Annotated in this window: 27 protein-coding genes and 1 tRNA gene; 27 read left to right on the top strand and 1 reads right to left on the bottom strand. The window is 66.4% G+C overall.

Annotated features, from left to right (window positions below; translation table 11 throughout):
* The first annotated feature begins 7 nt into the window (after positions 1 to 7).
* The 17 genes from F813_RS0104350 to F813_RS0104270 all read left to right on the top strand — a co-directional run bounded on the left by F813_RS0104350 (position 8) and on the right by F813_RS0104270 (position 15,865).
* Positions 8 to 577, top strand: coding sequence for a sigma-E factor negative regulatory protein (locus F813_RS0104350; RefSeq protein WP_017925700.1), 570 nt, complete (start codon positions 8 to 10; stop codon positions 575 to 577).
* Between the two features lie 6 nt (positions 578 to 583).
* Positions 584 to 1,567, top strand: a complete 984-nt coding sequence (locus tag F813_RS0104345; RefSeq protein ID WP_012983320.1) for a MucB/RseB C-terminal domain-containing protein — start codon at positions 584 to 586, stop codon at positions 1,565 to 1,567.
* A gap of 5 nt (positions 1,568 to 1,572) precedes the next feature.
* Complete coding sequence (locus tag F813_RS0104340) at positions 1,573 to 2,058, top strand: SoxR reducing system RseC family protein (RefSeq protein ID WP_017925699.1); 486 nt, start codon at positions 1,573 to 1,575, stop codon at positions 2,056 to 2,058.
* 88 nt (positions 2,059 to 2,146) lie between these two features.
* Complete coding sequence (locus F813_RS0104335) at positions 2,147 to 3,556, top strand: DegQ family serine endoprotease (RefSeq protein WP_017925698.1); 1,410 nt, start codon at positions 2,147 to 2,149, stop codon at positions 3,554 to 3,556.
* A gap of 49 nt (positions 3,557 to 3,605) precedes the next feature.
* On the top strand, positions 3,606 to 3,845 hold the full coding sequence (locus F813_RS0104330) for a glutaredoxin family protein (protein ID WP_026148139.1): 240 nt from the start codon (positions 3,606 to 3,608) through the stop codon (positions 3,843 to 3,845).
* Positions 3,842 to 5,647 (top strand): translation elongation factor 4, encoded by a 1,806-nt coding sequence (gene lepA / locus F813_RS0104325; RefSeq protein ID WP_012983316.1) that lies wholly within the window; start codon positions 3,842 to 3,844, stop codon positions 5,645 to 5,647. The genes F813_RS0104330 and lepA overlap by 4 nt, the downstream gene beginning before the upstream one ends.
* Before the next feature lie 51 nt (positions 5,648 to 5,698).
* Positions 5,699 to 6,469, top strand: coding sequence for a signal peptidase I (lepB, locus tag F813_RS0104320; protein WP_017925697.1), 771 nt, complete (start codon positions 5,699 to 5,701; stop codon positions 6,467 to 6,469).
* A 59-nt stretch (positions 6,470 to 6,528) separates the two neighbouring features.
* Entirely contained in the window at positions 6,529 to 6,885 is a 357-nt protein-coding gene (locus F813_RS0104315) for a DUF4845 domain-containing protein (RefSeq protein WP_017925696.1), read from the top strand.
* Between the two features lie 15 nt (positions 6,886 to 6,900).
* Positions 6,901 to 7,605: a ribonuclease III gene (gene rnc, locus F813_RS0104310; protein ID WP_017925695.1), complete on the top strand. Its 705-nt coding sequence runs from the start codon at positions 6,901 to 6,903 to the stop codon at positions 7,603 to 7,605.
* Positions 7,606 to 7,610: 5 nt separating this feature from the next.
* On the top strand, positions 7,611 to 8,522 hold the full coding sequence (gene era / locus F813_RS0104305) for a GTPase Era (protein WP_012983312.1): 912 nt from the start codon (positions 7,611 to 7,613) through the stop codon (positions 8,520 to 8,522).
* A 16-nt stretch (positions 8,523 to 8,538) separates the two neighbouring features.
* Complete coding sequence (locus F813_RS0104300; RefSeq protein WP_017925694.1) at positions 8,539 to 9,198, top strand: DNA repair protein RecO; 660 nt, start codon at positions 8,539 to 8,541, stop codon at positions 9,196 to 9,198.
* Between the two features lie 56 nt (positions 9,199 to 9,254).
* Positions 9,255 to 10,022 carry a pyridoxine 5'-phosphate synthase gene (locus tag F813_RS0104295; RefSeq protein WP_017925693.1) on the top strand — a complete coding sequence of 256 codons (768 nt, stop codon included), beginning with the start codon at positions 9,255 to 9,257 and terminating at the stop codon, positions 10,020 to 10,022.
* 7 nt (positions 10,023 to 10,029) lie between these two features.
* Positions 10,030 to 10,413, top strand: coding sequence for a holo-ACP synthase (gene acpS, locus F813_RS0104290; protein ID WP_017925692.1), 384 nt, complete (start codon positions 10,030 to 10,032; stop codon positions 10,411 to 10,413).
* 421 nt (positions 10,414 to 10,834) lie between these two features.
* Complete coding sequence (hflK, locus tag F813_RS0104285) at positions 10,835 to 12,055, top strand: FtsH protease activity modulator HflK (RefSeq protein ID WP_012983308.1); 1,221 nt, start codon at positions 10,835 to 10,837, stop codon at positions 12,053 to 12,055.
* Entirely contained in the window at positions 12,055 to 12,939 is an 885-nt protein-coding gene (gene hflC, locus F813_RS0104280; RefSeq protein ID WP_012983307.1) for a protease modulator HflC, read from the top strand. Before hflK ends, hflC begins: the two co-directional genes overlap by 1 nt.
* A 441-nt stretch (positions 12,940 to 13,380) precedes the next feature.
* Positions 13,381 to 14,565: an ATP phosphoribosyltransferase regulatory subunit gene (locus tag F813_RS0104275; RefSeq protein WP_012983306.1), complete on the top strand. Its 1,185-nt coding sequence runs from the start codon at positions 13,381 to 13,383 to the stop codon at positions 14,563 to 14,565.
* Between the two features lie 4 nt (positions 14,566 to 14,569).
* Positions 14,570 to 15,865, top strand: a complete 1,296-nt coding sequence (locus F813_RS0104270) for an adenylosuccinate synthase (RefSeq protein WP_012983305.1) — start codon at positions 14,570 to 14,572, stop codon at positions 15,863 to 15,865.
* Between the two features lie 138 nt (positions 15,866 to 16,003).
* Here the strand turns inward: F813_RS0104270 and F813_RS0104265 are convergent.
* Positions 16,004 to 16,090 (bottom strand) — tRNA-Leu (locus tag F813_RS0104265).
* A 240-nt stretch (positions 16,091 to 16,330) separates the two neighbouring features.
* Between F813_RS0104265 and rnr the strand changes: the two genes are divergently transcribed.
* The 10 genes from rnr (at position 16,331) to F813_RS0104215 (ending at position 26,733) form a co-directional block, all read left to right on the top strand.
* Positions 16,331 to 18,820, top strand: coding sequence for a ribonuclease R (gene rnr, locus F813_RS0104260; protein ID WP_017925690.1), 2,490 nt, complete (start codon positions 16,331 to 16,333; stop codon positions 18,818 to 18,820).
* A gap of 11 nt (positions 18,821 to 18,831) precedes the next feature.
* The gene (rlmB, locus tag F813_RS0104255; protein WP_017925689.1) at positions 18,832 to 19,587 is read left to right on the top strand and encodes a 23S rRNA (guanosine(2251)-2'-O)-methyltransferase RlmB; all 756 of its coding nucleotides are present in this window, start codon (positions 18,832 to 18,834) and stop codon (positions 19,585 to 19,587) included.
* 502 nt (positions 19,588 to 20,089) lie between these two features.
* A complete protein-coding gene (locus tag F813_RS0104250; RefSeq protein ID WP_148216254.1) occupies positions 20,090 to 20,530 on the top strand; it encodes a cytochrome c in 441 nt (146 codons plus the stop codon).
* A 161-nt stretch (positions 20,531 to 20,691) separates the two neighbouring features.
* Positions 20,692 to 21,096 (top strand): 30S ribosomal protein S6, encoded by a 405-nt coding sequence (rpsF, locus tag F813_RS0104245; RefSeq protein ID WP_012983301.1) that lies wholly within the window; start codon positions 20,692 to 20,694, stop codon positions 21,094 to 21,096.
* Between the two features lie 42 nt (positions 21,097 to 21,138).
* A complete protein-coding gene (rpsR, locus tag F813_RS0104240) occupies positions 21,139 to 21,363 on the top strand; it encodes a 30S ribosomal protein S18 (RefSeq protein ID WP_012983300.1) in 225 nt (74 codons plus the stop codon).
* 31 nt (positions 21,364 to 21,394) lie between these two features.
* On the top strand, positions 21,395 to 22,345 hold the full coding sequence (locus F813_RS0104235) for a DUF2232 domain-containing protein (RefSeq protein WP_012983299.1): 951 nt from the start codon (positions 21,395 to 21,397) through the stop codon (positions 22,343 to 22,345).
* Between the two features lie 68 nt (positions 22,346 to 22,413).
* Complete coding sequence (gene rplI / locus F813_RS0104230; protein ID WP_012983298.1) at positions 22,414 to 22,863, top strand: 50S ribosomal protein L9; 450 nt, start codon at positions 22,414 to 22,416, stop codon at positions 22,861 to 22,863.
* An 88-nt stretch (positions 22,864 to 22,951) separates the two neighbouring features.
* Positions 22,952 to 24,310 carry a replicative DNA helicase gene (gene dnaB, locus F813_RS0104225; protein WP_017925687.1) on the top strand — a complete coding sequence of 453 codons (1,359 nt, stop codon included), beginning with the start codon at positions 22,952 to 22,954 and terminating at the stop codon, positions 24,308 to 24,310.
* Between the two features lie 70 nt (positions 24,311 to 24,380).
* Positions 24,381 to 25,490, top strand: a complete 1,110-nt coding sequence (gene alr / locus F813_RS0104220; RefSeq protein ID WP_017925686.1) for an alanine racemase — start codon at positions 24,381 to 24,383, stop codon at positions 25,488 to 25,490.
* A gap of 52 nt (positions 25,491 to 25,542) precedes the next feature.
* The gene (locus F813_RS0104215) at positions 25,543 to 26,733 is read left to right on the top strand and encodes an O-succinylhomoserine sulfhydrylase (protein WP_017925685.1); all 1,191 of its coding nucleotides are present in this window, start codon (positions 25,543 to 25,545) and stop codon (positions 26,731 to 26,733) included.
* Positions 26,734 to 26,748 lie beyond the last annotated feature (15 nt).

Below are 26,748 nucleotides of genomic sequence, written 5' to 3'. Positions count from 1 at the left end.
AAGCACCATGAAAGAACAAGTCACCAAGAATGAACGTCTATCCGCCCTCGTAGACGGAGAAACGGATGACTTCGAGACGCGGCGCCTGATCGACGAACTGGTCAAGTCCGAAGAGGACCGCAACCAGTGGGAACGCTATCACGTGATCGGCGACAGTCTCCGCGGCGGGCTGCGCAACACCGCCCCCGCACATTTCATGGATGATATCCGCACGGCCCTGGCGGACGAACCCGTCCTGCAGGGCGTACCCCGACGCGAGTCGCCGCGCTGGCTGAAGCCCGTCGCCGGCACCGGAGTGGCCGCGGCCGTGGCGATGGTCACGCTGGTTGGCATGCAGATGCTGGGGGATCAACCCGGTCAGGATGCGACCCCGGTGGCCGTGGAAAGCGGTACCCCGGCGGCTACGGGTGATGTGCAGACGGCCAGCTCCCGCGCCGGTGCCGATGACTCGGCACAGACAGAGGGTGGCGACTCCCTGGATCCGCGGTTTGCCCGCTACCTCGAGAACCATGCCGAACTGACCGGTCCGGGCTCCTCGGCCCTGGGACGCGTACGCTACTCGGTCAGCGACGAGTAATACGTCATGTGGCGTGGGCTGCCGCTCGTTCTGGCCGCAACCGCGCTCTGCCTTCCGGCACAGGTCCTCGCGGACGAGGCCTCGCCGTCGGAATGGCTCGAGCGCATGACGACAAGCCTGCATGCGGAGAGTTACCAGGGCACCTTCGTGTTGCAGCGCGATGACCGCATCGACACCATTCGCGTGGTGCATGTCGCCGAGGATGGTGGCTACCGCGAACGTCTGGAGACCCTGACGGGCGCCGAACGCGAGATCCTGCGATCGGTGGACCGACTGAGCGCTATCAAGGGCGCGCGCGGCGCGTCGGGCGATGGTGCGCAGTCGCCGCTGGGGCCTGCCGGTGCGCCCGTTTCCCTGCTGCAAGAACACGACCTCTATTCCCTGGACATCCAGGGCCTGGACCGCGTGGCCGGTTATCCCTGCACCCTGATTCTGGCGCGCGCGCGGGATGCTCTGCGCTACAGCCATCGCTACTGTCTCCATATGGACAGCGCCCTGCCGCTCCTGAGCGAGCTGTACGACCCCAAGGGCAAGCTGCTGGAGCGGCTTGCCTTCACCGATCTGGAGTTGAGCGGCGAGATCGCCGAGAGCGAACTCGAGCCGACGACCGATCAGGCCGAGCACATCGAGGTGCGCGCCGATCGCGGCCACAAGAAGCCCCAGTGGGACGACGACAACGGCCTGGGTGGCTGGAAGTTTGGCGAACTCCCCCCTGGCTTTCAGGCAGTCGCCGCCACGGAGCGCTCGCTGGGTAATGGGGACGAGATCTCGCGCCACTTCGTGCTGAGTGATGGTCTGGCGTCGGTGTCGGTCTACGTCGAGCCGGCGGATGGCGAGAAGAGTTTCGAGGGTACGACCCGTGCCGGCGCCACGCATGCCGCGGCGCGGGTGATGGCCGGGCATCAAGTCACGGCGGTCGGCGATGTGCCCCATGTTACGGTCCAGCAGGTGCTGGACGCGGTCTATTACCAGGGCGCCGCGGGCGACTAAGACCCGTGGGACACTGGATCGAGGAACAGGGTGTCGTGCTCTCGGCCGAGGCGCACAGCGCGCGCGTGCGCATCGAGCGCCAGTCCACCTGCGGAAGCTGTTCGGCCCGCACCGGCTGCGGTAGCGGTGTGCTGTCCGAGGTGCTGGGGCGAAAGGCTGTGGAGGTGACCATCGGCCATCCGGGTCAACTCCGTGCCGGCGATCGCGTGGTCATCGGGATTCGCGATCAGGCTCTGGTTTCGGGGGCCCTGGCGATGTACTTGCTGCCCCTGCTGGGCCTGGTTGCCGTGCCGGGGCTGCTGATGCTGGCCTGGCCGCTGCTGGGCGAGGGCTGGCTGATGCTGGCCGGTGCGGCGGGTTTTGTGCTGGGGCTCGGCGGGGTGCGGTACTGGATGCGTCACCGCGCACCGGATCTGGCGCCGGTATTTCTGCGGCGCGAGCCTGATGCGGGGGTGGTGCGGGCGCAGGGCCGTCCGCGTCCGATCGAATAATGCAGGCAATCGCCGGGAACTTGTCCCGGTACGAATTTTCTAGAGCATGAACGCACGAGCAAGAGCGGCTTCAATCATGACGCGACCGATGCAATGGGCCCTGCTGGGGCTGATCCTGTTTGCCTTCTCCCTGCCGGCCTCGGCGCGCATGCTGCCGGACTTTGTCCCGCTGGCGGAGGAGCACAGCCCCGCGGTGGTCAATATCTCCACCACGCGTGAGCGCGAGGGTGGTCAGACGGGCGGACACCCCGATTTCGAGGGTTCTCCGTTCGAGGACCTGTTCGAACGCTTCTTCGGTTCGCCCCCGGGCGGTGAGGGGGGGCAGGGACGGATGCCCGAGCGCAGCTCGCTGGGGTCCGGCTTTATCTACACCGAGGACGGTTACATCATCACGGCGAACCACGTCGTGGAGGGGGCTTCCGAGGTCGTCGTGCATCTCTCCGACCGGCGTGTGTTCGATGCCGAAGTGGTCGGCAAGGACCCGCAAAGCGACGTGGCTTTGCTGAAGATCGATGCCGATGATCTGCCGACGCTGGAGCTGGGCTCCTCGGACGACCTCAAGGTCGGCGAGTGGGTGCTCGCGATCGGCTCGCCGTTTGGCTTTGACCACTCCGTGACGGCCGGGATCGTCAGCGCCAAGGGGCGCAATCTCCCGACCGAGAACTACGTCCCGTTCATCCAGACCGATGTCGCGATCAACCCCGGGAATTCGGGTGGCCCGCTGCTGAATCTGGACGGCAAGGTCGTGGGGATTAATGCCCAGATCTACAGCCGCACCGGTGGCTTCATGGGGCTGTCGTTCGCCGTCCCGATCGAGATGGTCGAGGATGTCGTCAAGCAGCTGCGCGAGCACGGCGAGGTCACGCGAGGCTGGCTGGGCGTGCTGATCCAGGAGGTGACGCGTGATCTGGCTGAGTCGTTTGGTATGGACAAGCCCAGCGGCGCCCTGGTCGCCCGCGTGCAGTCGGACAGCCCGGCCGAGAAGGCCGGCTTCGAGACGGGGGATGTGATCCTCAAGTTCAATGGGATCGAGGTCCCGAACTCCTCCGCCCTGCCGCCGATCGTGGGACGCACACCGGTCGGCACCGAGGCCGAGGTGGAGATCCGTCGCGGCGAGGAGACCAGGACCCTGATGGTCGAGATCGAACGCCTGCCGGACGATATCGCGGCGGAGCGCGGTGGTCCCCAGCCGGAGCAGGGAGAGCGTGCCGAGCCGCAAAGCCTGCTCGGGATGCATCTGGAGCCGCTGGACGCGGCCCAGGCCGAGGAGCTGGGTCTCGACGGCGGGCTCGTGGTTACGGAGGTGACCGGCAACCCGGCGCGTTCCTCCGGCATTCGTCCGGGCGACGTGATCGTGCAGTTCGGTCGCCACTCGGTGGATTCGCTGGACGCGCTGGAAGAGCAGATCGAGGCCGCCGGTAGTGGGCGCACGGTGCCGGTCCTGATTCACCGCGACGGCAACCCGACGTTTATCGCCTTGCGTATCCCGTCCGAATGATGGTCGTGGCCTGGCCCGGGCGCTGTGCGCCCGGGCGGCGGCGATCATGATGCCAACCCTGACGCTGTATCACCGCGAGGGCTGCGGGCTTTGCGAGCAGATGCTCGCGGAGCTTTCGGCCCTCAAAAGTCGTTATACTTTCGCCCTCGAGGTCGTCGACATCGACGAGGACCCGGGCCTGCGCGCGCGTTTCAACGCGAAGGTCCCGGTGCTTGCGGTCGACGACGACATTCTTTGCTGCCATTTCCTCGACCGAAAGGCACTGCTGGACCGACTGGCCCCTGCATGACCGAAACTCGCCTCACCCGCAATTTTTCCATCATCGCGCACATCGACCACGGCAAGTCCACGCTGGCCGACCGCCTGATCCAGGGCTGCCACGGCCTGACCGAACGCGAGATGTCCGAGCAGGTGCTGGACTCGATGGACCTGGAGCGCGAGCGCGGAATCACCATCAAGGCGCAAAGCGTCTCGTTGTTCTACGACGCCCAGGACGGCCAGCGCTATCAGCTGAATTTCATCGATACCCCGGGGCATGTGGACTTTTCCTACGAGGTGTCGCGTTCGCTGTATGCCTGCGAGGGCGCGCTGCTGGTCGTCGATGCCTCCCAGGGTGTGGAGGCGCAGAGCGTGGCCAACTGCTATACCGCGATCGACCAGGGGCTCGAGGTCGTCCCGGTGCTCAACAAGATCGACCTGCCGGCGGCCGAGCCGGACCGCGTGGCGGCAGAGATCGAGGACGTGATCGGCATCGAGGCCACCGACGCCGTGCGGGTCTCGGCCAAGACCGGCGAGGGCATCGCCGAGCTGCTCGAGGAGATCGTGCGTCGAATCCCGCCGCCGGAGGGGGACGCCGAGGCCTCGCCCAAGGCCCTGGTGATCGACTCCTGGTACGACAACTACCTGGGCGTGGTGGCGCTGGTGCGGGTGAAGGCCGGGCGCTTTTATGCGGGGCAGAAGATCAAGGCGATGTCGGTCGGGCGTGCCCACGAGGTCAGCCGAGTCGGGGTATTCACGCCCAAGCCGGTGGACCGCGAGACCCTGGAGGTGGGCGAGGTCGGCTATCTGATCGCGACTATCAAGGACATTTCCGGGGCCAAGGTGGGCGACACCTTCACCGACTTCAACAACCCGGCCTCGGAACCGGTGCCGGGCTTCCAGGAGGTCCAGCCGCGGGTGTTCGCCGGACTGTTCCCGGTCAGCGCGGATGACTTCAACGACCTGCGCGATGCGCTGGACAAGCTGCGCCTGAACGATGCCGCGCTGTCCTTCGAGCCGGAGACCTCGCAGGCGCTGGGCTTTGGCTTTCGCTGCGGCTTCCTCGGCATGCTGCACATGGAGATCGTGCAGGAGCGCCTGGAGCGCGAGTACGACCTCGACCTGATTACCACCGCGCCCACGGTGGTCTACGAGGTGGAAAAGAGCGACGGCGAGGTGGTGATGGTGCACAACCCATCCGGGCTGCCGCCGAGCAACGAGATCGCCGAGATCCGCGAGCCGATTATCGAGGCGAACATCCTCGTGCCGCAGGACTACGTCGGCGCGGTGATCACCCTGTGCATCGAAAAGCGCGGGGTGCAGACCAAGATGCAGTACCTGGGGCGTCAGGTGCAGCTGTCCTACGAGCTGCCGATGTCCGAGGTGATGCTGGATTTCTTCGACCGGCTGAAGTCCGCAACCCGTGGCTACGCCTCGTTCGACTACCAGCCGCGGCGCTTCCAGGCGGCGCCACTGGTGCGCGTGGATATCCTGATCAACGGCGAGCGGGTGGATGCCCTGTCCGGGATCGTGCATCGTGACCATGCGGAGTCGCGCGGTCGCGAGCTGACCGAGCGCATGGCCAAGATCATCCCGCGGCAGATGTACGAGGTGGCGATCCAGGCGGCGATCGGCTCGAAGATTATCGCGCGCTCCACGGTCAAGGCGATGCGCAAGAACGTGCTGGCCAAGTGCTACGGCGGCGACGTCTCGCGCAAGCGCAAGCTGCTGGAGAAGCAGAAGGCGGGCAAGAAACGCATGAAGTCGATTGGCAAGGTCGATGTGCCGCAGGAGGCCTTCCTGGCAGTACTGTCGGTCGGCGACGACAAATAACGCGCCCGGGTCGGAGCGGGCACGCCGCAAGGCGGTGATCGAGGACAATACATGGCGAATCTGGAACTGATCCTGGTACTGGCCACGGCCGCAACGGGCCTGATCTGGCTGGGCTGGGTGCTCCTGCGGCGGCGGCTGAGCCCCGAGCGCCAGGCGCGCATGCCGTGGTTCGTGGACTATTCGCGCTCGTTCTTTCCGGTGCTGCTGATCGTACTGGTGCTGCGGTCGTTCGTGGCCGAGCCGTTCCGTATCCCGTCGGGCTCCATGATGCCGACCCTTCTGGTGGGCGACTTCATCATGGTGAACAAGTTCTCCTACGGGATCCGCCTGCCGGTTACGCGTACGAAGGTCCTGGACATGGGCGCGCCCGAGCGTGGCGAGGTCGTGGTGTTCAAGTACCCGCGCAACCCGCAAGAGGACTACATCAAGCGGGTGATCGGGCTGCCGGGCGATACCATCGAGTTCCGCGATCGCGTGCTCTACGTCAACGGCGAGGCACAATCGGCCGAGCGCGTGGGGACCTTCGAGGGCGAGGGGTCCGGGGAAATGATGTCCGGCGCCTCGCTGTACGAGGAGACCCTCGACGGGCGCACCTACACGACGCTGATGCGCGAGGAACGCCCAAGCCTGGATGGCTCGGTGACGGTCCCCGACGGTCACTACTTCATGGTCGGCGACAATCGCGACAACTCGAACGACAGCCGGACCTGGGGTTTTGTCTCCGAGGACCTGCTGGTGGGGCGTGCCCTCTTTATCTGGCTGCATTGGGATTACAATGAAGGGCACAGGGACTTTTCCCGGATTGGCCAGGCAATTCGTTAGGTCCATTTCGCGGGCGCAGGCAACCAGGGGATAGGGCGATGCGGCATTCCAGACATTCCATGCGCGGGGCGGGTGCCCTGACGGTGATGGCGTTGATCCTGCTGGCGCTGCTGGTCGGGACCTTCGTGATCAAGATGGGCACTCAGTACACCCAGTACCTGACCGTGCGCTCGATCATGCAGGATGTCGCGACCCAGCCCGGTGCGGCCGAGAAAAGCGAGCGCGAGCTGTGGCGCGAGATGAACCGCCGGTTCCAGATCAACTCGGTGTACGACGGGATCGAGGAGGACGACTTCTCGGTGACCGAGGAGGGCGATCGCCGGCAGATGCATCTGGAATACGAAGTCCGCCGCGAGTTCCTGGGGAACGTGGATGTGGTCGCGCGTTTTTCCCGTAGCGAAACCCTGGCGCCCTAGAGAAACACTGTGGGATTGTCGGAACGTAACCTTCAACGATCGAGTCGCGATTTTCGCGAGCTGCTGCCGGAGGCAGTGCGCGAGGGCGATGGCGTTCGCCAGGCCCTGACCCATCGCAGTGCCGGCGGGCGCAACAACGAGCGCCTGGAGTTTCTGGGCGATGCGGTCCTGGGCCTGGTTATCGCCGATGCCCTGTACGAGCAGCTGCCGGACGCGCCAGAGGGGGATCTCACGCGTCTGCGCGCGGCGCTGGTCAACCGCGAGTCGCTGGCGACCCTGGCGCGCGAGTCGGGACTGGAAGGCACGCTCAATCTCGGCCAGGGCGAACGCAAGAGCGGCGGCCAGCGGCGCGATTCCATCCTCGCCGACGCAGTCGAGGCTCTGATTGGGGTGACGTACCGCGAGGCGGGTATGCAGGCTGCACGCGACTTCACCCTCGCACTCTATGCCGAGCGCCTGGGGAATCTCCCCTCCGCCGAGTCCCTGAAGGACCCGAAGACCCGGTTGCAGGAACAGCTGCAGGGCCGCAATGCGGAATTGCCTGTTTACGAAGTGCTGGAGGTGGTCGGTCCCGATCATCAGCGTCGCTTTACCGTCTCCGTGCACCTGCCTACCCAGGGCTGGGGTCAGCAGGGCGAGGGCTCCTCTCGGCGCCGCGCGGAGCAGGCCGCGGCCGAGGCTGCGCTGCAGCGGTTGCAGCAGCAGGCCCAGGAGCAGTGAGCGACATGGACAGCGCCCCCGAGTCCGGAACGCGGTGCGGTTTGGTCGCGCTGGTTGGCCGTCCGAATGTCGGCAAGACCACGCTGATGAACCGCCTGGTGGGCGAGAAGCTGGCAGCCACTACGCGGCGTCCCCACACCACGCGCAATCGCATCCTCGGCATCGTGACCGAGGGCGACGACCAGATCGTGCTGATGGACACCCCGGGGATCGATACCGAGCGCACGCGCCTGGTAAACCGGGTACTGAACCGCACGGCCAGTCAGGCCCTGGCCGACGCGGACCTGGTGTGTTTCCTGGTGGAGGCGGGACGCTTCGGTGAGGGCGACGAGCGCATCGAACAGCTGATTCGCCAGTCCGAACGGCCGGCCCTGCTGGTGATCAACAAGGTCGATCGGGCGCGGGAAAAAGAAGAACTGCTGCCGTTTATCGCGGGGCGGATGGAGGCAATGCCGTATGCAGGTGTCGTCCCGCTGTCGGCGAAGACAGGCTCCAACGTCGCGGGCCTGATCGACGAAATCCGGGCGCACCTGCCCGCGGGACCCTTCCTCTACGACCCCGAGCAGCTGTCCGATCGCCCGGAGCGCTTCCGCGCCGAGGAGATGATCCGCGAATCCCTGCTCGAGAGCCTCGGACAGGAGGTCCCGTACTCGGTGGCGGTGCGCGTGGAACAATGGGCTGACGAGCCGCGGACGACGCACATCGATGCGGTGATCATGGTCGAGCGCGACAGCCAGAAGGGCATCGTGATCGGCAAGGGTGGGCAGCGTCTGAAGCGGATCGGGCAGGCGGCGCGTCTGCAGCTTGAAGAACTGCTGGGGCGCAAGGTCATGCTGCGCCTGACGGTGCGCGTCGAGGCCGACTGGACCCGGAACCCGCGCGCCCTGCGCGAGCTGGGCATCGAAGAACCCCGGTGAAGGCCCTGCGGCGCGCATGAGTGGCGCGGCGACGGCGGTCACCCAGGGTGTAGTGCTGCATGCGCGTGCACTGCGCGAAAACAGCCGTGTGCTGGAACTGCTGACGGGCGAGGCCGGGCGGGTGGCGGCGGTGGTACGTGGCAAGGCGGGGTCGGTACAGCCCTTTGTGCTGCTGGATCTGGCCTGGCGCGGTCGTGGCGAGCTTCCTACGCTTCAGGTGGCGGAGCAGCAGAGGGTCTTCCCGTTGACCGGGCGGGCGCTGGTTTGTGGTTTGTACCTGAACGAACTGGTATTGCGCCTCTATCCGCGCGAGGCCCCCATCCCCGAGGCGCTGCCGGCCCTGCTGACGGCCTACGCGCGGCTGGCGGCCCGGGAGCGGGCAGACGTAGTGTTGCGCCGCGCCGAGTGGGCGTTGCTGCTGCCGATCGACTCCGGGCTCGAGCATGTCGATGCCGCCGAGCTTGAACCGGCGGTCTGGTATCGGTACGAGCCCGAGATGGGGCTGGAGCCCACGGCACCGGGGCGCGCGGGCGCCATCGCCGGGGAGGCCCTGGTGGCGCTGGCTTCGGGGCAGTCGGTCCCCGATAATTATGCCCGCCCGGCGCGTGACTTCATGCGCGCCCTGATTGACCATCACCTGGCCGGTCGCGCGCTGCGCACGCGAGCGCTGCTGTAGCCCCGGCCCTGACACGCATCCAAGCCCATACAAGCCCATATAAGGCCACTCGTACCATGTCGTATCCCGCACCGCTCAAGCTGGGGGTCAACCTCGACCACATCGCCACGATCCGCCAGGCGCGCCACACCCCGTATCCCGACCTGATGCAGGCGGTGCGCCTGGCCGAAGCCAGCGGCGCGGACTCGATCACCCTGCATCTGCGCGAGGACCGCCGGCATATCCAGGACGACGATGTTTTCGGCATCAAGCCGAAACTCACGGTCCCGATGAATCTCGAGATGGCCGCCACCGAGGGCATGCAGGCCATCGCATTGAAGCTGCTCCCGGAGGCCTGCTGCATCGTGCCGGAAAAGCGCGAGGAGCTGACTACCGAGGGTGGCCTGGATGCGGCCGGACAGCTCGAGCGGCTGCGCGATTTTGTGGCTCCGCTGACCACGGCCGGGATCGAGGTCTCGCTGTTCGTGGAGCCGGATGTGCGCCAGCTGGAGGCAGCGGTCAAGATCGGCGCCCCGGTGGTGGAGCTGCATACAGGCGCCTACGCCAATGCCCGTGATGCGGCCGAGCGCGAACGCTTGCTGGCCGGGATCAACGAGGCCGCCGCTGCCGGTCAGGCCATGGGGCTGGTGATCAACGCCGGTCATGGGCTCGATTACGACAATGTGCGTCCGATCGCTGCGAATCCGGTCTTTCACGAGCTGAATATCGGCCACTCCATCGTGGCCCGGGCACTGTTTACGGGATTGTCGGAGGCGGTCAGCCACATGCGCGGGCTGATGGACGCCGCCCGCGCAGGCCTGCCCGTCGGCCAGTACCCGGTGTGATCGCCAGATGATCCTCGGGATTGGTACCGACCTCGTCCAGGTGGCGCGCATGCAGGGCATGTGGGAGCGCCACGGCCGGCGCCTGACCGAGCGTATCCTGCATCCGGTGGAGCAAGCCGAGCTGCCGCCGGAGCACCCGGCGGGCTTCCTCGCCCGGCGCTTTGCGGCCAAGGAGGCCCTCGCCAAGGCGCTGGGCTGCGGAGTCGGGGCCGACATGGGGCTGGCCGAGGCCGGGGTGACCCATGATGCCCGCGGGCGCCCCGAATTCGTGCTGGAAGGCCGCACGCGGGCAACCGCCGAACGCCTTGGTGTGGTCGCCATTCACCTCAGCATCAGCGACGAGCGCGAGTATGCCCAGGCCTTTGTCGTCCTCGAGGGAAACACTGGTTAACGTACACACTCGCGTTGGCACCCCAGGTTCCCCGGTCCTGCGTTGCACCGCTTGCGGGTAGAACCACTACCCGCTGCGCGGCGTACCTTGTCTCGGAAAACCTGGGGTGCCAACCCCGCAGGCCATTGTGAGCGGGGGCTCGGCTGCCCGTTGTTGCTCAAAAACGGGCGCGGGAACGGCGTTGCGGCTCACTTGTGCACAATGAGTGCACGGCAGTCACCGCACTTTGTTCACACGCAAAAGCTTTGAGGCAGCGAGCGTGTGCATTGATCCGTGTTTCCCTGGGGCGACGAGTAACCCGTATTTCCCTCCGGACGTGGTTGCCCGGGTGGGGCCGGCTCCCTAGAATGTGGCCCCTTATGCCCATCCGTGTCAGTTGAACGGATGGTGCCAGCCCTGAGCGAGTGACGGAGTCCAGTCCATGCCCTGGAACGAACCGGGAAATAGTAACCGCGACCCCTGGAGTGGGGGCGGCGGTGGCCAGCGCGGCGGTGGTAGCGGTGGCGGCGGGGGCAACCAGCCCCCCGATCTGGAAGAAATGATGCGCAAGCTGTCGCGCCAGCTGAACGGAATCTTCGGTGGTGGTGGCGACAGTGGTTCTGGCGGTTCCTCCGGCGGTGGCATGGGCCGTGGTACCCAGGCCCTGGTCAGCCTCGGGCTGATTATCGCGCTGGTGGTATGGCTGGCTTCCGGCTTTCACATCATCTCCGAGGGCGAGCGTGGTGTAGTGCTGCGCTTTGGCGCCTTCCAGGAAGTGAAGAATCCGGGTCCCGGCTGGCACTTGCCGTATCCGATTGAGCGGATCGAGATTGTCAACGTCGACAACGTGCGAACCATCGAGCACCGCGCGCTGATGCTGACCGGCGACGAAAACATCATCGATATCGATATCGCGGTGCAGTACCGCATCCTCGATCTGGTCGATTTTCTCTTCAACGTGCGCAACCCCGATATTACCGTGGACCATGTGATGGAATCGGCGATTCGCGAACGTGTCGGACGGTCCAATCTGGACTTCATCCTCGGGGAAGGGCGTGGGGAAATCGCATCCTCGGCACGTGTGGTCATGCAGGAAAGCCTGGATTCCTATGGGGCCGGGGTAACGGTCACCGCCGTGTCCATGCAGCAGGCCCAGCCGCCTGAACCGGTCCAGGAGGCCTTTGCCGACGCGATCCGTGCCCGCGAAGACGAGGTCCGCTTCCGCAACGAGGCCGAGGCCTACGCCAATGGCGTGATCCCGCGGGCACGTGGTCAGGCGGCCCGTATCATCGAAGAAGCCGAGGCCTATCGTGATCAGGTCATTGCGCGGGCCGACGGTGATGCCTCCCGCTTCGATCAGTTGCTGGTCGAATACCAGCAGTACCCGGAAGTGACCCGCGACCGTCTGTATCTGGAGGCCGTCGAGGCGGTGCTCGAGGATTCGCGCAAGGTCATGCTCGACGTGGGCAGCAGCAACAACTTGATGATGCTGCCGCTGGATCAGCTGTTCCGTGGTACCGGTACCCGTTCCAACTCGGGTGATACGCCGACCCCGCAACCCATCGATACCAGCCGCGGTGGCCTGGGTGCCACTACTGGGTCAGGTGTCAATCGACTGGGTAGCCGTGATCCGGCGGCCCAGCGCTCGCGGGAGGTGCGCTAATGCTACGCATAGCCGGTATCGCCGTTGTTGTCATCGGGATCGTGGTGGCGCTTTCGACCTACACCGTCGACGAGCGCGAGCGCGTGATCAAGTTCGCCCTGGGCGAGATCCGTCAGGTCGACCCCGAGCCCGGTCTGCACTTCAAGTTTCCGCTGATCCAGAACGTCGAGAAATTCGATGCCCGGATCATGACGCTGAACATCCCGCCGGATCGGTTCCTGACCTCCGAGGCGAAGAACATCATCGTCGACTTCTACGCCAAGTGGCGGATCGACGACGTCGGCCAGTTCTACCGCTCGACCCGCGGTGACGAACGTCTGGCCGAGGAACGCCTCGCCCAGATCCTGCGCGACGGCATGCGTAACGAGTTCGCCCGCTACGAACTGCAGGAAGTCGTGGCCGGCGAGCGGCTCGAGATCCTGGGTGCGGTGCGTCAGACGGCGCTCGAGACGGCGCTGGAGCTGGGGATCAACCTGGTCGACGTTCGCGTGCGCCGGATGGACCTGCCGGACGAGGTCTCCGAGTCGGTGTACGAGCGTATGCGCGCCGAGCGTCAGCGCGTGGCGCAGGACTTCCGGGCCCGTGGTCAGGAGGAGGCCGAACGTATTCGCTCGCGTGCTGATCGTGACCGGACGGTCATCCTCGCGAACGCCTACCGTGACTCCGAGGAGATCCGGGGTGCCGGTGATGCCCGCGCCACCGAGACGCTGGGCCGTTCGTTCGGTGAAGATGAAGAGTTCTTCCGCTTCTACCGGAGCCTGATCGCCTACCGCAACAGCATGAGCGGCGAGAAGAGCACCTTCATCCTGGAGCCGAACTCGGAGTTCTTCCAGTTCTTCAACGCGCCGGGCGGGGAGCGGCCGGCGCCGCTGCCGACCCAGTAACACCGGGGCCGGGTGCCATCGCAGGTGCCCGGTGCGCGGTGACCGTTTGACTCGGGCCCGGTCTTCCGGGCCCGAGTCATGCCGGGACCCGGTGCGCATCGGGTGATACATGGGAAACACTGATCAATGTACACACTCGCGTGGGTACCCCGGGTTTCCCGAGACCAGGCGCCTCTGGCAGCGGGTAGTGGTTCTACCCTCCCGTTTTTGATGGCTTGGTCGCAACGCAGGATCGGGGAGCCTGGGGCACCAACCCCGCAACCCATTGGATGCAAGGGATCGGCCGACCATTGTGATCAAAAACGGGCGCGGAAATGGCGTTGCGGCTCCCTTGTGCAGGATGCTGCAAGGCGGTCACCGCGCCTTGTTCGCACACGAAAGCGACGAGGCAGCGAGTGTGGACATTGACCCGTGTTTCCCTAGGATAAAGGCAGGGACGAGATGACCGAGATCAACCGCTGGCTACTGCCGGATGGCCTCGACGAGGCGCTGCCGGACGCCGCCCGGCGTCTGGAGGGGCTGCGCCGTCGGGTGCTGGACCAGTTCGATACCTGGGGCTATGACCTGGTCATGCCGCCGCTGGCGGAATACCTGGAGTCCTTGCTGGTGGGTGCGGGCCATGCGCTGGATTTGCAGACCTTCAAGCTGACCGACCAGATGAACGGTCGCCTGATGGGGGTGCGCGCGGATCTGACCCCGCAGGTGGCACGCATCGATGCGCATCGCCTGAAGGTCGAGGGGCCCAACCGCCTCTGCTATGTCGGGAGTACGCTGCGTACGCGTGCGGACGAGTGGTCCGGGTCGCGCAGTCCCCTGCAGGCCGGGGCCGAGCTGTTTGGGCATGACGGTCTGGATTCCGACCTCGAAATCATCCGCCTGATGCTCGCCACACTGGAGATCTGCGGGGTTTACCAGCCCAGCATGGACCTGGGTCATGTCGGCATCTATCGCGCGCTGGCGCGCGAGGCTGGTCTGGACAATGCCCGCGAAGAGGCCTTCTTCGATCAGTTGCAGCGCAAGAGCGTCCCCGAGATCGAGGAGACCCTCAAGGCATGGGGGGCGGAAGGCATGGATGCGGCCGTTTGCCGGCGATTGCGCGCACTGGTGGATCTCAATGGGGACGCCGGCGTCATTGCCGCCGCCCGCGAGGCCCTGGCCGGTGCGCCGTCCGAGGTGGGGGCGGCCCTGGATCACCTGCAGGCGGTGGCGGAGCGTCTGGAGGCGACACAACCGAATGTGGACCTCCACGTTGATCTCGGCGAATTGCGCGGTTATGCCTATCACACGGGCCTGGTGTTCGCGGTGTTCGTGCCAGGCTCGGGGCAGGCGATTGCACGCGGCGGGCGCTACAACGATATTGGTCGCGTCTTTGGCCGCGCGCGCGCCGCGACCGGCTTCAGTACCGACCTGCGCGAGTTGCTGCGCCGTGCCGAGGTGGCGCCGCCGGTACCGCGTCGAACGGTGCGTGCGCCGGCCTCGGGCGATGTGGCCATGGAGGCCGCGATCGCCGACCTGCGTGCCCGCGGCAATCGCGTGGTGCGCGATCTGGAAGGGCAAACCAATGAACCCCCCGCTGATGCGCGTCTCGAGCTGCGCGACGGGGCCTGGACGGTAGTGGAGTACTGAGCCGATGGGACGTTTCGTAGTCGTACTGGGCAGTCAGTGGGGTGACGAGGGCAAGGGCAAGATCGTCGACCGCCTGACCGAGGACGCCGCCGCTGTGGTCCGTTTTCAGGGTGGGCACAATGCCGGGCATACCCTGGTGATTGATGGCGAGAAGACCGTGCTGCACCTGATTCCTTCGGGGATCCTGCGCGAAGGTGTGGAATGCATGATTGGCAACGGGGTGGTGCTGTCGCCCGAGGCGCTGATTACCGAGATGGAAGAGCTGGAGGCCAAGGGCGTTCCGGTCGCGGATCGTCTGCGCCTGTCGGACGCCTGCCAGCTGATCCTGCCCTACCACGTCGCGCTGGACCATGCGCGCGAAAAGGCGCGCGGCAAGGCCGCGATCGGGACCACCGGGCGCGGGATCGGCCCCGCCTACGAGGACAAGGTCGCCCGTCGTGGCCTGCGCCTGGACGACCTGTTCCACCGCGAGCGCCTGGCCGCCAAGCTGGGCGAGGTGATGGACTATCACAACTTCGCCCTGAAGCACTACTTCAAGGCCCCGACGATCGACCAGCAGGAGGTTCTGGAGCAGTGCCTGGCGCACGCCGAGCGCCTGCAGCCGATGGTCGCGGATGTCGCCGGACGGCTGCACGAGCTGCGTGCCCAGGGCCGGGACGTGATGTTCGAGGGCGCGCAGGGCACCCTGCTGGATATCGACCACGGGACCTATCCGTTCGTTACCTCGTCCAACACGACCGCCGGCGGGGCCTCGACGGGCTCCGGCGTCGGTCCGCGCGATATCGACTACGTGCTGGGGATCACCAAGGCCTATACCACCCGTGTCGGAGCCGGCCCGTTCCCGACTGAGCTGTTCGACAACATGGGCGAGCACCTGGCCACCCGGGGCAACGAGTTCGGCTCCACCACCGGGCGCGCCCGGCGCTGCGGCTGGTTCGATGCGGTCGCGCTCAAGCGGGCGGTCGCGATCAACAGCATCAGCGGTCTGTGCATGACCAAGCTGGATGTGCTGGACGGGCTGGAGAGCGTGCAGATCTGTGTCGGCTATGACTGTGGCGGCAAACGCCACGAGGTGCCGCCGTCCGGGGCCGAGGCCTATGCGGCCTGCAAGCCGATCTACGAGGAGATGCCGGGCTGGCAGGAATCCACCGTCGGGATTCGCGAGTACGACAAGCTGCCTGCCGCGGCGCGGGCCTATCTGGAGCGTCTGTCCGACGTGGTGGGTGTCCCGATCGACATGATCTCCACCGGGCCCGACCGCGACGAAACGCTGGTCCTGCGCGATCCGTTCGACGGCTGATTCCAGGCAGACCCTGAGCGGGCGGTGTGGGTTGCAACCCGTGTCGCCCGCGCGGGCACGCGTATATCCGCCGATACACGGTGATCCGTGCGGAGGATGGGCGGGTGTTGTCGTCTCGGGGATGGAGAAGCAGGTAAATGGTGCCGAGGAGAGGACTTGAACCTCCACGAGCTTTCGCTCACTAGCACCTGAAGCTAGCGCGTCTACCAATTCCGCCACCTCGGCACGAGGTCGGATCGCCGGTACGAGACCGGGTCCTGCGCTTCAGGAGCGCGCAATATAGTGCGCGACCAGGAGCCTGTCAACGCCGGTGCGAGACTCCCGAGTCATGGGTGCGAACGTGATACCGGGTTCGCGTGTCCCCCGGGCGTTTCCGCGCAGCGAATCTTTACATGCCGCATAATAGGTAGCTTGTGTCGCCAGCCTGTTGTTGGTGGCCACCGAATCATCCAACGAGTTGTTTGAATGCCAAGAAAAAGAAGCAAGGCGCCGGCCGATCCCAATTTCGAGCGCGAGGCGCAGAAGTACGACAATCCCATCCCCAGCCGCGAGTTCATCCTCGGGCTCCTGCAGGAAGCCGACAACCCCCTGTCCTATGACGAGATTGCCGAGCGTCTGGAAATTTCCGACGACGACCGTCTCGAGGCCCTGCGCCGTCGCCTGAAGGCGATGGAGCGCGACGGCCAGGCGCTGTGCAACCGGCGCGGCGCCTATCTGCCGGTCAACCAGGAAGACCTGATCCGCGGACGCGTCATTGGGCACCCGGACGGCTTCGGCTTTCTGGTGCCGGACGAACAGGACGACGATCTGTTTCTCTCGCCGCGCCAGATGCGTGGTGTGTTCCATGGCGACCGCGTGCTGGCGCGGGTCATGGGCGTGGATCGTCGCGGCCGCCGCGAGGGCGGCATCGTCGAGGTCCTCGAGCACAACACGACCCAGGTGGTCGGGCGCCTGCGCATCGAGGACGGGGTGGGCATCCTGACCCCGGACAACAAGCGCATCACCCACGACATCCTGGTGCCGCCCGATGGCCTGGGCGAGGCCGGGGACGACCAGATCGTGGTCGTGCGCATCCGCGAGTCCGCGTCGCGCACGGCACGCCTGCGCGGGGACGTGATCGAGGTGCTGGGTGAGCACATGGCGCCCGGCATGGAGATCGATATCGCGATTCGTGCCCATGGTCTGCCGCACGAGTGGCCGGAGGAGGTCGCCGCCGCGGCCGACGAGCTGGGCGCCGAGGTCAGCGAGAAGGCCAAGAAGGGCCGCCTGGACCTGCGCGCACAGCCGTTTGTGACCATCGATGGCGACGACGCGCGGGACTTTGATGACGCGCTGTATTGCGAGCGCGACGGCAAGGGCTGGCGTCTGTGGGTCGCCATTGCGGACGTGTCTCACTATGTTGAGCGGGAGGCGGCGCTGGACCGCGAGGCACGTACGCGCGGTACCTCGGTGTACTTCCCGAACAACGTGATCCCGATGCTGCCGGAGGTGCTATCCAACGGCCTGTGTTCGCTGAACCCGAACGTGGACCGGCTGAGTATGGTCTGCGAGATGGAGATCGGCGCGCGTGGCGCACTGAAGAGCTACCGCTTCCACGAGGGCCTGATCCGCTCGCATGCCCGCCTGATCTACGAGGACGTCGCGGCGATGCTCGACGGCGATACGCCGCTTCGCGAACAAAACGCCCACGTGATGCCGCACCTGGAGGTCCTGCACGAGGTCTTCAAGGCGCTGCATGCCGCGCGCAACCGTCGCGGCGCGATCGACTTTGATACCACCGAGACGAAGATCATCTTTGGCGAGGATCGGAAGATCGAAAAGATCGTGCCGACCGAGCGCAACGACGCGCATCGCATGGTCGAGGAATGCATGATCATGGCCAACGTGGCGGCCGCGCGCTTCCTCAAGAAGCACAAGGTGCCGGCGCTTTACCGTATCCATGACCAGCCGCCGACCGACAAGGTTGACGACCTGCGCGACTTCCTCAATGGGGTGGGCCTGACGCTCGGCGGCGGCAGTGAACCGAGCCCCCGTGACTACACCGAGGTGCTGAAGGCGGCGAAAAAGCGCCCCGACCAGCAGCTGATTCAGACCGTGCTGCTGCGATCCCTGAGCCAGGCGGTGTATGCCCCCGAACTGGACGGCCACTTCGGGCTGGCGCTGGATGACTACGCCCACTTCACCTCGCCGATCCGGCGCTACCCGGATCTGCTGGTGCATCGTGGCATCCGCCATGTGCTGCGCAAGGGCAGCAACAAGGCCTTCCCGTACTCGCACAACGACATGGAATCCCTCGGCGAGCACTGCTCCATGGCGGAACGCCGTGCGGATGACGCCACACGTGACGCGGTCGCCTGGCTCAAGGCCGAATACATGCAGGACAAGGTCGGCGAGACCTTTGACGGCGTGGTCTCCGGAGTGACCGGATTCGGGCTGTTCGTCGAGATCAAGGATGTCTATATCGAGGGCCTGGTGCACGTGACCGCCCTCGATAACGATTTCTATCACTTCGAGCCGTCGCGCCACACGCTGACCGGCGAGCGCGGCGGACGCGTATTCCGCATCGGCGACGAGGTGCGCGTGCAGGTCGTGCGCGTCAGCCTGGACGATCGCAAGATCGATCTGGCGCTGGCCGAAGAGTCGACAGTCGAGCCCGCGCCGAAGAAGAAGGGTGGGCGTGGCCGCAAGCGCAAGGACGCCGAGTCCGTGCAGCCGGCGCCTGAGACCGCGCCCGAGCAGGGCCAGGACGACGCCCCGCCGAAAAAGAAGCGCCGCCGCCGTGGTGGCCGCGGTCGTGGCAAGTCGGCGGACTCCGCACCTCAGGCCCCGGCTACGGAGGCTCCGGCCCCAGCCAACGACGCTGCAGAAGCGGCGCCCGGCGACGATGGCGAGCCTGGTAGCAAGTCCGGCCGTCGCCGCCGTGGTCGTCGGCGCCGTTCATCCAGTCCCTCCTAGGGGTACAGGCGATGGGCAAGGGCGGCAAGGGGCCTCGCGGCGAATCCTTCGGCGGGATCCACGCGGTCGCCGCCGTGCTGCAGCATGCCCCGGAGCGCGTGCGCCTGTTGCAGCTGGCGAGCGGCACCCTGGAGCCGGCGCTGGCGCAGTTGCTGGAGCAGGCCCAGGCGCGCGGGATATCGGTCGAGCGGGCGGGGCGCGACAAGCTCGACCAGCACCACCCCGGGTTTCAGCATCAGGGTGTGATCGTGCATTGCGCCCCGCGCCCGGTTGTCGAGGAAAAGGCGCTGGTCCAGCGCGTACGCAACGGGCTGGACCTCGTGCTGGTGCTGGACGGGGTCACCGATCCGCACAACCTGGGTGCCTGCCTGCGCACCGCAGACGCGGCCGGTGCCGGTGCCATCGTGACACCCCGACACCACAGCGCGGCGCTCACGCCGGCGGCGATCAAGGTCGCCTCGGGGGCGGCGGAAACCGTGCCGGTGGTCGCAGTCGGCAACCTCGCGCGGACCCTGGCGGCATTGAAGGATGCCGGCATGTGGACCGTGGGTCTGGATGGTGCCGCGCACCAGGACCTCTATGCGGTGGATCTGCGGCCGCCGACCGCGATCGTGATGGGGGCCGAGGGGGAGGGCATGCGGCGCCTGACTCGCGAGGCTTGCGATCATCTCGCGAGGATCCCGATGGGCGGCACGGTGGAGAGCCTTAACGTCTCGGTGGCGACCGGCATCACACTGTTCGAGGCCCGGCGCCAGCGGCGCGCCTGATACGCTGCAGGCATGTACGCGCGAACCCGTCCAGTGCAGTGGTGGCTGCTGTTATCCCTGCTGGTGCTGGCGCTGACCATTCCCGCCATGCAGTCGGCGCCTGCGGTCGATAGTGACCCGTCCGGGGCGTGTGCGGACATGCATTGCGATCACGGCACGGAGACGGCCGAATGCCTCGGTCATGGCTGCTGCATGGCCCCTCCGTGCGCTACCCCCTCCAGCGTTTCCGGCCCATATATGACCGCCGGAGAGCCCACGCTTCTGCGCGCGAGAACACCCCGCGGGCCTCCCAATCCTCCGCCGAAAACCTGAGCGTTTCGCATCGACGGTGCCCGATCCGGCATCTGTTTTCGTTTTCGACTGAGAGGGATTGAACATGCCAATGAAAAACCACACCGTGCTCCGCTCCCTGACGGGCACCGGTCACAACGCGGATATGCTCGGCGGGGATCGTCTTCACCCTGCGTCTGAACGCCAGGGCAGGGTGGGGCGAACCACTACCATGACCCGGTCCGTCCTGGCTGCTGCGATCGTTGGGTTGAGCCTGGTCCTCGCGGGCTGTGGTGATGAGACCCCGGATACGACGGAGCAGGAGCGGGCGCCCTATCCAATCCAGGGCGTCAATGTCGAGCTGCTGGGCGATCCGCAGCTCGGGCGCGAGCGTTTTCAGCAAAGCTGCGCGGAGTGCCACGGCTCCGATGCACGGGGTACGGAACAGGGACCGGCGCTGGTGCATCGGATCTACGAGCCATCGCATCACGCTGACGTTACGTTTTTTATGGCCGTGGAGCGCGGGGTGGTCGCGCACCACTGGGACTTCGGCGACATGCCCCCGGTTCCCGGTCTCGACTACCAGGATGTGGCCGATATTGTCGCGTGGGTGCGGCACGAGCAGCGCGACGACGGCATCATCCCCGACGACGAGTGGCCGGTGGACGACTGAAACCGCAGGCCGGGTCCCGCGCCGCTGCCCGGCGGTGGCGGGCTTGTTGCCGGGGCCCAGTTCGTTTAAGGTATCGCGCCTTTCCGTCTGCCGGTAATCCGGCGGACGGAATCCTTGCCTCACCGCGATGACGGGAGGCTGATACCCGCAAGGAGTCGAAAATGCGTCATTACGAAGTTGTGTTCCTGGTCCACCCGGACCAGAGCGAGCAGGTCCCGGCGATGATCGAGCGCTACAAGGGCCTGGTCGAAGGTCACGAGGGCAAGATCCACCGTCTGGAAGACTGGGGCCGTCGTCAGCTGGCCTACCCGATCCAGAAGCTGGTCAAGGCCCACTACGTGCTGATGAACATCGAGGCCTCGGAAGAGGCGCTGGAAGAACTGGTCAGTGCCTTCCGGTTCAACGATGCCGTGCTGCGCCACCTGGCCATGCGCATGGAAGAGGCCGTCACCGAGACCTCCCCGCTGGCCAAGGGCCAGGAAGAGGAAGGTGCCAAGGGCCGTCGCCGCGAGCGTGACGACGAAGGTGGCCAGGCCGCCTCCGACGACTCGGCCTCCGCCGAGTAAGTCCCGCCTGCCCGTTGACCGAATTTTTGAAGGAGATCTGACATGGCCCGTTTTCCGCGTCGTCGCAAGTACTGCAAGTTCACCGCCGAAGGCATCGATTACATCGATTACAAGGACCTGAACCTGCTGAAGGGTTTTGTAACCGAGACTGGCAAGATCGTGCCGAGCCGTGTGACCGGTACCAGCGCGAAGTATCAGCGCCAGCTGGCCACGGCCGTGAAGCGCGCGCGCTACCTCGCGCTGTTGCCGTACAGCGACAACCACTGATCCGCGCTCCGGTTCGCCCGGACGCACGGCCTTGCGTGTACTGGCCGAATTCGTGATGAAAAGCCGGGGCCGCGCCGTGGGCGCGGTCTCCGGCTTTGGCGTTGCGGGGCTCTTCCTGCCGCCGATCGCGATCGTCAGCAGTGCCCTGATTGCACTGGTCGGCCTGCGTGTCGGCCTGGGGCAGGCCCTGCTCGTCGCCGCGTTGTCGGCGCTGGTGCTCGGGGCCGCGATGTTCGTGCTGATCCCGGAGGCCCCGCCGATGGCAGGCGTGGCCGCGGGGTTTGTGCAGTGGGCGCCGGTGGTATTGCTGGCCGAGGTCCTGCGCCGCACGGTGTCCTGGCGCATGACACTGAAGGCCGGTGCGATGGTCGCCGGGCTCGGCGTGCTGGCGGTGCATGCCCTGGTCCCGGATCTGCAGACGGCCTGGTCCGAGGCGGGCATGGCCCTGCTGGGACCGCTGGTCGAGGGTACGGATACCGGGGCTCAGGAGCTGGAAGCCGCATTGCGCCGGGCCGCGCCCTATCTGACTGGGCTGTTTGCCGGGATCGTGCTGCTGAGCCTCACGCTGAGTTTGCTGATCGGGCGCTACTGGCAGGCACTTCTGTACAACCCGGGGGCGTTCGGCGAGGAGTTCCGGGCGCTCCAGTTCGGACGGGCGATGAGTGGCGTCACCGTCGGGCTGGGGCTGATCGGGCATCTGGGCCCGGTTCCGCTGGCGACCGAGCTGGCGTTCATTCTGGGGGTGCTGTTCTTCCTCCAGGGGATTGCACTGGTGCATGCGCTGACGCATCACCAGGGCATGAGCAGCTTCTGGCTGGTGGGCATGTACGTGCTGATGGCGCTGGCCCTGCCGCAGATGTTCCTGTTGCTGGCGACGATCGGGGTGATCGATGCCTGGGCGGACATCCGTTCGCGCCTTGGCGCGCTGGGCGGGCGCAAGGGTCCGGGTGATGACGGCCCGGACGGTGACAACAATTCGTGAGACCGGTCGGCGACCGGTGTAGAATGCCTCGTTTTTGGGGCTGACCCAACGTTACAGGAATACCGAAGATGGAAGTCATTCTGCTGGAAAAGATCGATAACCTGGGTGGTCTGGGTGACCGCGTGACCGTGCGCTCCGGCTTCGCCCGCAACTACCTGCTGCCGCAGGGCAAGGCGAAGTTCGCCACCGCGGAGAACATTGCCGAGTTCGAGGCCCGCCGTGCCGAGCTGGAAAAGGCCGCCGCCGAAGCACTGGCCGCTGCCGAGGCGCGCAAGGCGCAGCTGGAAGGCACCGTGCTGGAGATCACCGCCAAGTCCGGTGGCGAGGGCAAGCTGTTCGGCTCCATCGGCCCCGCCGATATCGCCGATGCGCTGACCGCCAAGGGCACCGAGGTGGAGAAGAAGGAAGTGCGCATGCCGGAAGGCCCGCTGCGTACCACGGGCGAGTTCGAGATCGGTCTGCACCTGCATACGGACGTGGATGTCGACATCCACGTCGTGGTCATCGGCGAGGAGTGATCCTCCGCATGTCGGGAGAGTGGCCACAGGTCGCTGACGCCCGGCAGGCTGGCCGGTTCACAAGGTGCCTCCGGGCATGAATCGGCCAATGACGCCGAATCCGCGCATCCCCCCGCATTCCGAGGAGGCCGAGCAGTCGGTCCTCGGCGGGCTGATGCTGGACAACGCCGCCTGGGATCGGGTGGCGGACCGCATTACCGATGAAGACTTCTACCGCCACGACCACCGCCTGATCTTTCGGGCGGTGGCCGCCTTGGCCGAACGCAACGCCCCGTTCGACATGGTGACCGTGTCGGAACAGCTCGAGCGCACCTCCGAGCTGGAAGACGCGGGCGGCATGGCCTATCTGGGCCGCCTGGCGGCCGAGACGCCCAGTGCCGCGAATATCGTGGCCTATGCGGACATCGTCCGCGAGCGTTCCATCCTGCGCTCGCTGATCTCGGTGGGGACCGAGATCGCCGACTCGGCCTTCGTGCCCGAGGGTCGGGAATCCAAGGAACTGCTGGACCAGGCCGAGCAGAAGGTGTTCCGCATCGCCGAGCAGGGGGCGCGCGGGGCCCGGGGTTTCCGCGGCATGAAGCCCCTGCTGACCGCCGCGGTCGAACAGATCGAGTACCTCTACGAGACGCAAAATCCGATCACCGGCGTGGCGACGGGGTATCAGGACCTGGATGCCCTGACGTCTGGGCTGAACCCCGGCGATCTGGTGATCGTCGCGGGCCGCCCATCGATGGGCAAGACCTCGTTCGCGATGAACATCGCCGAATATGTCGCGATGAAGAACGCCGAACCGGTCGCGATCTTTTCGATGGAGATGCCCGGCGAACAGCTGGCGATGCGTCTGTTGTCCTCCATGGGCCGGATTAACCAGCAGAAGCTGCGTTCCGGCCGCCTGGAGGACGGCGACTGGCCACGCCTGACCAGCGCTGTGCAGATGCTCTCCGAGGCCCCGCTGTTTATTGACGACACCCCGGCACTGTCACCCACCGAGCTGCGTGCCCGTACGCGCCGACTGATGCGCGAGCACAAGGGGCTCAAGCTGATCGTGGTCGACTACCTGCAGCTGATGCAGTCGCCAGGCAGCAGCGAGAACCGCGCCAATGAAATCTCGGACATCTCGCGATCGTTGAAGGCCCTGGCGAAGGAGCTGAGCGTACCGATGATCGCGCTGTCGCAGCTCAACCGCTCGCTGGAGCAGCGCCCGAACAAGCGTCCGGTGATGTCCGACCTGCGCGAGTCCGGGGCCATCGAACAGGACGCCGACATTATTGCCTTCGTCTACCGCGACGAGGTCTATAACGAGGAGTCCCCCGACAAGGGCACGGCCGAGATCATTATCGCCAAGCAGCGTAATGGCCCCATCGGGACTGTGCGCCTGACCTTCCGCGGGCAGTTCACTCGCTTCGAGAACTACGCCCCCGACGTCTACGGCGGGATCGAGCAATAGGGGGATACCCAGCCATGTACACACTTGCGTTGGCACCCCATCTTTCTCGATACCAGGCCAGAGGCGACGCGTGAGACGCGCGGCCAGCATCCAGCTCCACCCCGAGGCCCTGCGGCACAACCTGGCCGTGGCGCGGCGCCTCGCACCCGGTGTTCCCATGTGGTCGGTGATCAAGGCGGAAGGCTACGGCCACGGTCTGCTGTGGGCGGCCGAGGCACTCGCCAGCGACAGCGACGGGCTGGCTGTTTCCCAGGTCGGTGAGGCGCGAGCCCTGCGCGCTGCCGGTTTCGACGGCGCGTTGCTGGTGCTGCAGGGGCCGCGGGATCTCTCCGAGGTCCATGCCTGCACAGAGTTCGACCTGCAGCCCGTGCTGCACGACGCGGCACAACTCGACCATCTCGAGACCGCCAGCGTCACGCTCCCCATCGTCTGGATCAAACTGAATACCGGGATGAACCGCCTGGGCTTCGTGCCGGCGGAGGCGACCACGGTCGCCAGGCGACTGCAGGTTGCCGGCCACGGGCAGAGCGGACTGCACTGGATGACCCACATGGCCTGTGCCGACGATCCGGAGCATCCACAAAATGCCCGCCAGTTGGACCGTTTCGCGACGACGGTGGCGGAATTTCCGGGACGCCGCAGCGTGGCCAATTCGGCGGCCCTGTTTGCCGGCTGGGGTCGGGGCGGGGCGTCCGAGGCGCTCGGTGAATACTGGGGCCGCCCAGGTATCATGCTCTACGGCGCGCATCCGGCCTCGGTACCCGCCGAGCACCTGCCGGAGGGTCCGGACAGCGACCTGCGCCCGGCGATGACCGTGCAGGCCCCGATCATCGCCACCCAGCCGCTCGAACCCGGCAGTACCGTCGGTTATGGGGCGATCTGGGCCGCCGATGCGCCCGGCCGGGCCGGGATTGTGGCGATGGGGTATGCCGACGGGTACCCGCGCCATGCCCCGTCGGGCACACCGGTGCGGGTGAAGGGAGCGCTTTGCCCGCTGATCGGGCGCGTTTCCATGGACATGCTGGCGGTGGATCTCTCCGGGGTGCCCGATGTGCAGGTCGGGGACCGCGTGACCCTGTGGGGCAAGGGTCTTCCCGTGGAACGCGTCGCGCGCGCGGCGGGGACGATCAGCTACGAGCTGCTGACCCGCGTGGCCGACCGGCTGCAGCCCGGAAACTGAGCGCTGCGCCGGGTACACTGTCGGGTCTGCAATCCGTGCCTCGAGAGACCCGATGACCGACTTCGACCCCAGCGAATACGACCCGCAGACCGTCGCTATCCGGCACGGTTACCAGCGCACGCCCGAGGGCGAGCACTCCGAGGCGATCTTCCCGACCTCGAGCTTCGTGTTCGGTTCGGCCGCCGAGGCAGCGGCGCGTTTCGGCGGCGAGAGCCCGGGCAACATCTACTCGCGCTTCACCAACCCCACCGTGCGCACCTTCCAGGACCGACTGGCCGCGCTGGAGGGGGGCGAGGCCTGTGTCGCCACCGCCTCCGGGATGTCGGCGATCCTGGCGACCATGATGGGCCTGCTGAAGGCCGGCGATCACGTGGTCTGCTCGCGTTCGGTGTTCGGCACCACCACGGTCCTGTTCAATAACTACCTCGGGCGCTTCGGCGTGGAGGTGAGTTACGTCGAACTGTCGAACCTCGAGGCCTGGGAGGCCGCTACACAGCCGAATACCCGGCTGTATTTCTGCGAGACGCCGTCCAACCCGCTGGGCGAGGTGGTGGACATTGCCGCGCTGGCGGAGGTCGCGCATCGCCATGACGCGCTGCTGGCGGTGGACAACTGCTTCTGCACCCCGATCCTGCAGCGTCCGCTGGATCTGGGCGCCGATATCATCATCCACTCGGCGACCAAGTTCCTCGACGGCCAGGGGCGTTGCCTGGGCGGCGCGGTGGTGGGCGACGCCGAGCGTGTTGGCAAGGACGTCTACGGCTTCCTGCGCACCGCCGGCCCGACCCTGTCGCCGTTCAACGCCTGGGTGTTCCTGAAAGGGCTGGAGACCCTGGCCCTGCGTATGCGCGCCCACAGCGAGAACGCCCTGGCCCTGGCGCAGTGGCTGCAGGCCCACCCGAAGGTCACCGCCGTGCATTACCCGGGGCTCGAATCCCACCCGCAGCACGCGATCGCGAAGCGCCAGCAAAGCGGCTTCGGCGGCGTGCTGAGCTTCGAGGTCGCCGGCGGGCGCGAGGCCGCCTGGTCGGTGATCGACGCTACAAGGTTCCTGTCGATTACCGCGAATCTGGGCGATACCAAGAGCACCATCACCCATCCGGCCACCACCACCCACGGTCGCGTGGACCCGGACAAGCGCGAGGCCCAGGGCATTACCGAGGCCCTGGTGCGGGTCGCGGTGGGGCTGGAGGCGGTCGCCGACATCCAGCGCGATCTGGCCCGCGGGCTCGACGCGCTCTGACGCGACCGGCCGGCG

Source organism: Thioalkalivibrio sp. HL-Eb18 (assembly GCF_000364985.1).
Taxonomy (GTDB): Bacteria; Pseudomonadota; Gammaproteobacteria; order Ectothiorhodospirales; family Ectothiorhodospiraceae; genus Thioalkalivibrio.
This window is presented reverse-complemented; position numbering and strand designations above follow the sequence as displayed.

Bases quoted from the DNA above. Each gene is read 5' to 3' on its own strand.
- hflK (WP_012983308.1), top strand. From the start codon at position 10,835: ATGCCCTGGAACGAACCGGGAAATAGTAACCGCGACCCCTGGAGTGGG.
- era (WP_012983312.1), top strand. From the start codon at position 7,611: ATGGACAGCGCCCCCGAGTCCGGAACGCGGTGCGGTTTGGTCGCGCTG.
- lepB (WP_017925697.1), top strand. From the start codon at position 5,699: ATGGCGAATCTGGAACTGATCCTGGTACTGGCCACGGCCGCAACGGGC.
- F813_RS0104250 (WP_148216254.1), top strand. From the start codon at position 20,090: ATGACCCGGTCCGTCCTGGCTGCTGCGATCGTTGGGTTGAGCCTGGTC.
- F813_RS0104335 (WP_017925698.1), top strand. From the start codon at position 2,147: ATGCAATGGGCCCTGCTGGGGCTGATCCTGTTTGCCTTCTCCCTGCCG.
- dnaB (WP_017925687.1), top strand. From the start codon at position 22,952: ATGACGCCGAATCCGCGCATCCCCCCGCATTCCGAGGAGGCCGAGCAG.
- F813_RS0104300 (WP_017925694.1), top strand. From the start codon at position 8,539: ATGAGTGGCGCGGCGACGGCGGTCACCCAGGGTGTAGTGCTGCATGCG.
- lepA (WP_012983316.1), top strand. From the start codon at position 3,842: ATGACCGAAACTCGCCTCACCCGCAATTTTTCCATCATCGCGCACATC.
- hflC (WP_012983307.1), top strand. From the start codon at position 12,055: ATGCTACGCATAGCCGGTATCGCCGTTGTTGTCATCGGGATCGTGGTG.
- F813_RS0104330 (WP_026148139.1), top strand. From the start codon at position 3,606: ATGCCAACCCTGACGCTGTATCACCGCGAGGGCTGCGGGCTTTGCGAG.
- rpsF (WP_012983301.1), top strand. From the start codon at position 20,692: ATGCGTCATTACGAAGTTGTGTTCCTGGTCCACCCGGACCAGAGCGAG.
- F813_RS0104345 (WP_012983320.1), top strand. From the start codon at position 584: ATGTGGCGTGGGCTGCCGCTCGTTCTGGCCGCAACCGCGCTCTGCCTT.
- acpS (WP_017925692.1), top strand. From the start codon at position 10,030: ATGATCCTCGGGATTGGTACCGACCTCGTCCAGGTGGCGCGCATGCAG.
- rpsR (WP_012983300.1), top strand. From the start codon at position 21,139: ATGGCCCGTTTTCCGCGTCGTCGCAAGTACTGCAAGTTCACCGCCGAA.
- F813_RS0104315 (WP_017925696.1), top strand. From the start codon at position 6,529: ATGCGCGGGGCGGGTGCCCTGACGGTGATGGCGTTGATCCTGCTGGCG.
- F813_RS0104350 (WP_017925700.1), top strand. From the start codon at position 8: ATGAAAGAACAAGTCACCAAGAATGAACGTCTATCCGCCCTCGTAGAC.
- F813_RS0104295 (WP_017925693.1), top strand. From the start codon at position 9,255: ATGTCGTATCCCGCACCGCTCAAGCTGGGGGTCAACCTCGACCACATC.
- F813_RS0104275 (WP_012983306.1), top strand. From the start codon at position 13,381: ATGACCGAGATCAACCGCTGGCTACTGCCGGATGGCCTCGACGAGGCG.
- F813_RS0104215 (WP_017925685.1), top strand. From the start codon at position 25,543: ATGACCGACTTCGACCCCAGCGAATACGACCCGCAGACCGTCGCTATC.
- rlmB (WP_017925689.1), top strand. From the start codon at position 18,832: ATGGGCAAGGGCGGCAAGGGGCCTCGCGGCGAATCCTTCGGCGGGATC.
- rnr (WP_017925690.1), top strand. From the start codon at position 16,331: ATGCCAAGAAAAAGAAGCAAGGCGCCGGCCGATCCCAATTTCGAGCGC.
- rplI (WP_012983298.1), top strand. From the start codon at position 22,414: ATGGAAGTCATTCTGCTGGAAAAGATCGATAACCTGGGTGGTCTGGGT.
- F813_RS0104270 (WP_012983305.1), top strand. From the start codon at position 14,570: ATGGGACGTTTCGTAGTCGTACTGGGCAGTCAGTGGGGTGACGAGGGC.